Consider the following 6,367-nt stretch of genomic DNA (forward strand, 5'->3'; position numbering starts at 1 on the left):
TATTTTTAATGTGATTGGTTCCTTATCAAATCAAATTCGAGATGTTTTACCTGTCTTATAAATATACTAGCATAAATGGCTTTTTCTTTTTTCAGGCATGTAATAAGAACAAAGTCTTAGAGAAGAAATGGCGTAGCTCTTTTTAGACCTTTGAGTCAGTCATCAAAAACGTCATTCTTCCTATTTCTGTTTATGAATAAGCTTATATCTAAAAAGACGGTAATTGAATCAAGTCAGTATGTAAAACGAAACAATATGGAGCAGAAATTTGGAAGTTATCTCTACTGTTTAATGATAGGAAGTATTGTGTGGAAAGTCCAATTGTAAACATTGATGTTTCCAATGGAAACAGTCATTACATACAGAGAAATTAACATTAAATGAATTGTCTAAAAGATATCAAGGAGTTATTTTTGCAAATCCAAAATAAAAAGAGTTCAATGTAAATTGAACTCTGGTGCATAGAGAGTATGAGTGAAGTTTGTAAAAATAGTATAATATTATTATCAATTTTATAGTATATTGACAATAACAAATTCACTATGGTGCTCAGTTCGGATAGGAAAGCCCCATCCAGATACGCCTGATGTATTGATAGCTGACATAAGATTGATATATTTTTGACCATAGTTGAGTTCGTTTATATTAAGTAGTTCATAGATATAATAAAGAGGGAATATTTGACCAGCATGCGTATGACCAGATAGATGTAAATCAATGTTACTTTGTGAGCAATCTTCTAGGTTTTTAGGTTGATGATCAATTACAATGTTATAAGTATCTGTATTTATCTCAAAAGATTTTATGTCACGTCGTTGATGTAAACTATAATCTTTTCTACCTATAATTGATATTTCATCATTTAATAGGGTTTGTTCATCGTTTAAAACATGAATACCATAATTCTCAATAAGCGATTCTAACTTATTACTAGGAATACGATTATAAAATGAGTGTTTACCTGTGTCGTGATTTCCGTAAACATAGAATACTTGTGATAATTTTGATAGTTTTCCTAGTGTTTCAAATGTTTCGATTCTTTCTTGTGAATCTGTATTCTCATCAATAATATCACCACACAACATGACAAAATCTGGTTTCTCATCTGCAATTCGATTTACCAATCGATTAAGGTCTTTCTTATTTGTAGATGTAGGATAGTGGAGGTCAGCAATCATCGCAATTTTATAATCTTTACTTAATGTTTTGTACGTATCGATATTATATTGTGTTTTTAAAATGTGATTCATGTTATAAGAACCAAAATACATCAAACAAATTGAGAGAATTAAAGGAATAGGGATGTACATATAAAGCTTTTTATACTTTGTATTATCACTTTTTATAATTTTATTGAACAAGAATTCAAATATGATGGTGATTACAATAAAATGTATTTCAAATATAAATAAGACACTGTTGAGTTTTAACGATGGAATTGATAGTAGAGTTGCTAAAAGAATTTTAACAACACTATTTAAGCTTGTTTTATTGAATTCATAAATGAAAAAGCTAAATATAAATATAAAACTAATTATCGACATAATAACGGTTAACATATATAAATCATCCTTCTTTCTATTTAAAGTATAGAGAAAAGGTCTTAACTAATATCTGATAAAAAGCTGAACAATTTCTTAACAAAAAAAGCCATCTTCGTATGATATGATACCTATTAGTAAGGTGTAGTATATCATAATTGAATGAGATGGCTGATTTTTATTTTGTAATAATTCCTTTTTGGTTTTCTAGACTTTTAGGAAATGTAATCTTCACTTTAAACAGGTCACAATCAATCGTAATATCAAACAACCCACCTTGAGCTTCTGTAAAACTACGAGCGATTGCTAGACCTAAACCACTTCCTTGTTTAGAACGAGACTTATCACCGCGAACAAATCGTTCTGTGATTTCTTCTGAAGTAAAATCCATTGGAACTTCTGAAATATTTGAAAACTCGATTTCAAAACTATTATCTAATTCCGTCATTGTTAAATATGCGCGACTACCTGGTAGGGCATATTTATTAATATTTGTAAATAAGTTTTCAAAGATACGATATGTTTTATCACTATCAAGGAATACAAGTAATTTCTCAATATTGATTTTCCTTATAAAAGTAATGTTCTTAGATTCTAACATTTCTTCATTTTCGAGATAAGCTTGATTCAGTAATGAAACAATATCTAACTCTTGAAGATTCAGGTTGATATTACCACTATCAACTTTGCTGATTTCGAATAAATCTTCGATAAGATTCTTTAGTCTATTTGTATATAGAGTAAGTTGTTCTAAATAATGATGTTTATTTTCCAATGTAATATCATCATTTTTAAGTAAAGTTAGATAGTTTTTTATACATGTAAGAGGTGTTTTTAAATCATGTGATACATTTGAAATTAACTCAGTTTTCATCTTTTCTGATTTGACTTTTTCTTGAATAGCTTTTTCAAAGTTTACACTAAGTTGATTAAGTTCTTCTTTACTTGATTCAAATATCCCAAAATCTTTTTCAGTAATCGTATCAAAATCTTCTGAAATAATATTTTTGATGGAATCTAATAGTGTGTTGTAATCTGTTTGAATTTCTTGAGTTTTCTTTTTTATATAGAAGAACAATAACAATGTATAGATGATAGTAAAGACAATGGATAAGGCAGGACTCCATAATGCGATAAAGATAGTAATAGCACCATTAATGAGAACGTATTTCATTATAGTTGTATGCATTGGTGATGTAAGGTCAATTTCTGAGAGTATGTTTAATTTACGCTTGATATAGGATAGAATTCTTGAAATGAGTGTATAATCTTTGAAATAATGAATTGGCCCATAAACTATAATGAACTTAATCAAGAAAACACTAATTGCTATAGATAGTAGGGATAAATACCAAACAATGAAATTAATAACGAATAATAGTTGATTTCCGTATCCAATTCCAAAACTATTTAAAATAAAATTTAATTGGCCATTTATTGTTGTTCCTGCAAGCATTAGTATTGCTAAAAAGGCTAAAGTTAGAATTGTTGGCCATGCAAATAAATTGATTTCAAAACTCCACTTTTTTATTGTCTTAAATGGATGGGTTTGTTCAACATATTTAATGGGGTAAAAAAGAATAAATAAGAAAATTATCAATGAAAATACACAGAATACGACTGCGCTAAAGGAATTGTAATGTTCCCATGAATTTAAATAACCAGATAGACCTTCAAAAGATTTAATGTTTTTTGAAAAGATATATTGAATATCTATATTTTTGGGAGTATTAACTGAAATGTCATTATCTGAAAATGTTGGCTTTTCATATCGATACTCAGAGCTATCAAATAAATCATTTGTTTCTATCTTAGAAAATACGTTACTTACATTTCCATCTGTTGTACAATAACCTTCTTTATCATAGTTAACATGAATTGTATAACCATAATTATCGATGTTAAATGTGTTTTGATCATAATTCTTGATATTCGTAATAACTTTATTTGTATTTGTGTTTTTTGCGATATAGAAGAAGTCTTTATCCATATGCATAAAGCTTTTTACATCTTCTAATCGATGGTTAAATTCGTCTTTAACATATTCTTTGTTTTCGTTGTTTACCGAATCTGAGAATAGAAGAGGAGTGTAATTTGAGTCCAACTGCATTGTTAATCCTAATGTTGTATATTGAAATTCTTCAGAAAAATAGTATTCAATATCTTTAAATTTATTAATATCTTTGGTATTTACATTATCATATAAGCTAATAGCAGAAAAACTCATAATTAATAGTATTGATGTAAGAATGATAGTAAAAATATTTTTTCCTTTCTTCATAATATCACCTACAATTTTTCAATTTTGTATCCAATACCCCAAACAACTTTAATATATTCTGGATTTTTTGGATCTTCTTCAATTTTTTTACGTAAACGTCGAATATGGACCATAATTGTATCAGTGTTTATAGCAATTTCGTTCCAAATACTTTCATAAATCTGTTCACTCGAAAATACTCTACCAGGTTGACTCATTAACAATTCTAATATTTGAAACTCTTTTAAAGTTAAATGTAATTCTTGACCATGGATGGTTACTTGTTTTGTATCTTTGTCTAATATTAAGTCACCGACTTGTAAAATTTCTTGTTGTATTTCTTCTTTATAACCTTGTTTTAATTTTAAGATTTGGCTGTATCTTCTTAAATTTGAATTTACACGAGCAATTAATTCTAAGGGTTCAAATGGCTTAGTGATATAATCATCAGCTCCTACGTTTAATCCTTTTATTTTATCGATATCTTCTGACTTTGCACTTAAAAAGATTACTGGCATATCATATTTTTCTCTTAATTTTAATACCATTGTCATTCCATCCATAACGGGCATCATGATATCAACAACGGCTAAATGAATATCATTATTGTGAATGATTTCTAGCCCTTGAGCACCGTTTTCAGCTGTAAAAATATGGTATCCTTGATTTTCTAAGAAAATACTAATAGTTTCTCTAATTCCATTTTCATCTTCTACGACTAAAATATTGTATTCCAATATAAACACGCTCCCTTTATTGTTTTCAATTATAAATTATGAATTGATTTGTACTTGATTTCAATATAAAACTAAAACATTGTACCAATTTTCATAATGATTTCCTTAACTCCCCATGAATAAGCAATTAATGCAAGAGGTTTGCAAGTTGCGATAATAAAGATATATTTTTTAAGACTCATACTTGTAAGACCTGCAATCATGCAAAGTAGATCATCAGGAAATCCAGGAACTAAAATTGCTAAAGCGAACAATTTATTAAATTTATTACCTTTATCTAACCAACCGATATATTTATCATATGTTTGTTGATCAGTAAATTTTAAGATAAAGTCGTGTCCATAATGCTTCACCATTAGAAAAGCAATAATGGAACCAATCATTGAACCAGTATAATTAAGGATAAATCCCCAAAAAGGACCAAATAAGATAATTCCTATGCCACAAGTGATACCACCAGGAATGATAGGGATGATTACTTGAATGATTTGTAAAGTAAGGAAAAATACTGGAGCCATGACTCCAAAACTTTTTATTAATAGCTCAAGCTTTGTTGAGTCTGTTAAACATCCATTTGATATTAGAAAGTACATGAATAATAATAAAAATGCTATACCACCTATTGTTAGATATTTTGTGGATTTTGCCGCCATAAACATACACCTCTCTTTACATTTACAATAATAATTTTTAATTATGAAATTATGTCGTACATAATTCTGAACAAATTCTTAACTTTTTATATTTAATATAGTAGGTAAATAAGTTTTGCGTGTATTATGGTGTCTTCAAGTGATATTTGCTAGATTTTTTAACATCAAAAGTTAAAATAAAAGTGACTAAAGGAGGAAGTTATTATGAAACTAGGTCGAACAATACTTAAAATAAGAGAACGAGAGCACATGTCTCAAGAAGAATTTGCACAGCGTTATCATGTGACAAGACAAACTATTTCAAATTGGGAAAATGAAAAGAATTATCCTGATTTAGAAACCCTTGTAAAGATTAGTGAAGATTCAGGTATATCAATTGATTATATGTTAAAGGATAATATTGAAATTGTGCAGTCGATTGATAAAAAGCTAAAACATTTAAAGTGGTTTAAGTTGGGGACACTTGCTATGGTTTCTATAGGATTAATTTTTCTTGGTTATATTGGTGTCCAAAACCATAAGCAAGATATCCTTGTGAAATCATTTGATACAGCACTAACTAATCTTGGTTTTGAAAAAATGGGAGATAATTATTCATTATTAAGTGGAAAAACAAAATTTGATGTCTATATGTTTGAGAGACCACAGGGCTTAGGATGGAATCAAAATATTTTAGATAAAGACAAGTTTATAGTTGGAACAATTGATAATGATTTAAATACTGTAGTCACTATAAGAAGAGATGTTAAGTTTATAACACTTAATATTGCTAAGAATAGAAGTTTAAATTCTGACTCAGCAGTAAATGAATATAGTTTAGATAAAAACGGTGATGTAAAGCATAAAGATAATATGACAAAAGAAGACTTAGAACTATATGGTATATTGGAAAATGATATTAAGTTAAGTGTGAAGAAGCTTAATAATATGTATACGGATATTTATGGATGAATGCTTATTTTAAATTTTATTTGTATTAGGTTGTTTGTCGGTATGTGTATGCAGAGATATTTGTTGTGTATCTCTGCTTTTCATATTTTTTCTAATTATGTTAAATTCTACTAATAGTAGGTTTACTTGTGAATGGAAATAACTAATAATGTGCTTGAGGAGGGATTGTTTATGGTGCGCCAGTTCGGTGCAGTTGATTTAGTTAGGTGAAACTCCTAACCTGGT

The 6,367-nt window shown here is 28.2% G+C and carries 5 protein-coding genes; 1 reads left to right on the forward strand and 4 read right to left on the reverse strand.

Features of this window, described 5'->3' with window-relative positions:
• Positions 1-512 precede the first annotated feature (512 nt).
• The 4 genes from LJE08_RS12455 to LJE08_RS12470 all read right to left on the reverse strand — a co-directional run bounded on the left by LJE08_RS12455 (position 513) and on the right by LJE08_RS12470 (position 5,191).
• The gene (locus LJE08_RS12455) at positions 513-1,310 is read right to left on the reverse strand and encodes a metallophosphoesterase (RefSeq protein ID WP_227403387.1); all 798 of its coding nucleotides are present in this window, start codon (positions 1,308-1,310) and stop codon (positions 513-515) included.
• Between the two features lie 409 nt (positions 1,311-1,719).
• Entirely contained in the window at positions 1,720-3,822 is a 2,103-nt protein-coding gene (locus LJE08_RS12460) for a cell wall metabolism sensor histidine kinase WalK (RefSeq protein WP_227403388.1), read from the reverse strand.
• A gap of 8 nt (positions 3,823-3,830) precedes the next feature.
• Positions 3,831-4,538 (reverse strand): response regulator transcription factor, encoded by a 708-nt coding sequence (locus tag LJE08_RS12465; RefSeq protein ID WP_227403389.1) that lies wholly within the window; start codon positions 4,536-4,538, stop codon positions 3,831-3,833.
• Positions 4,539-4,609: 71 nt separating this feature from the next.
• Entirely contained in the window at positions 4,610-5,191 is a 582-nt protein-coding gene (locus LJE08_RS12470) for a TVP38/TMEM64 family protein (protein WP_227403390.1), read from the reverse strand.
• A gap of 204 nt (positions 5,192-5,395) precedes the next feature.
• Here LJE08_RS12470 and LJE08_RS12475 point away from each other — a divergent pair, with 204 nt between their 5' ends.
• Positions 5,396-6,142, forward strand: coding sequence for a helix-turn-helix domain-containing protein (locus LJE08_RS12475; RefSeq protein WP_227403391.1), 747 nt, complete (start codon positions 5,396-5,398; stop codon positions 6,140-6,142).
• Positions 6,143-6,367 lie beyond the last annotated feature (225 nt).

Origin of the sequence: Holdemanella sp. DFI.5.55, from assembly GCF_020593575.1 — a bacterium.
Classification (GTDB): domain Bacteria; phylum Bacillota_I; class Bacilli_A; order Erysipelotrichales; family Erysipelotrichaceae; genus Holdemanella; species Holdemanella hominis.

Excerpts from the sequence above, each read along its gene's own strand:
- LJE08_RS12455 (WP_227403387.1), bottom strand. The coding sequence starts at position 1,310 with ATGTACATCCCTATTCCTTTAATTCTCTCAATTTGTTTGATGTATTTT.
- LJE08_RS12460 (WP_227403388.1), bottom strand. The coding sequence starts at position 3,822 with ATGAAGAAAGGAAAAAATATTTTTACTATCATTCTTACATCAATACTA.
- LJE08_RS12470 (WP_227403390.1), bottom strand. The coding sequence starts at position 5,191 with ATGGCGGCAAAATCCACAAAATATCTAACAATAGGTGGTATAGCATTT.
- LJE08_RS12475 (WP_227403391.1), top strand. The coding sequence starts at position 5,396 with ATGAAACTAGGTCGAACAATACTTAAAATAAGAGAACGAGAGCACATG.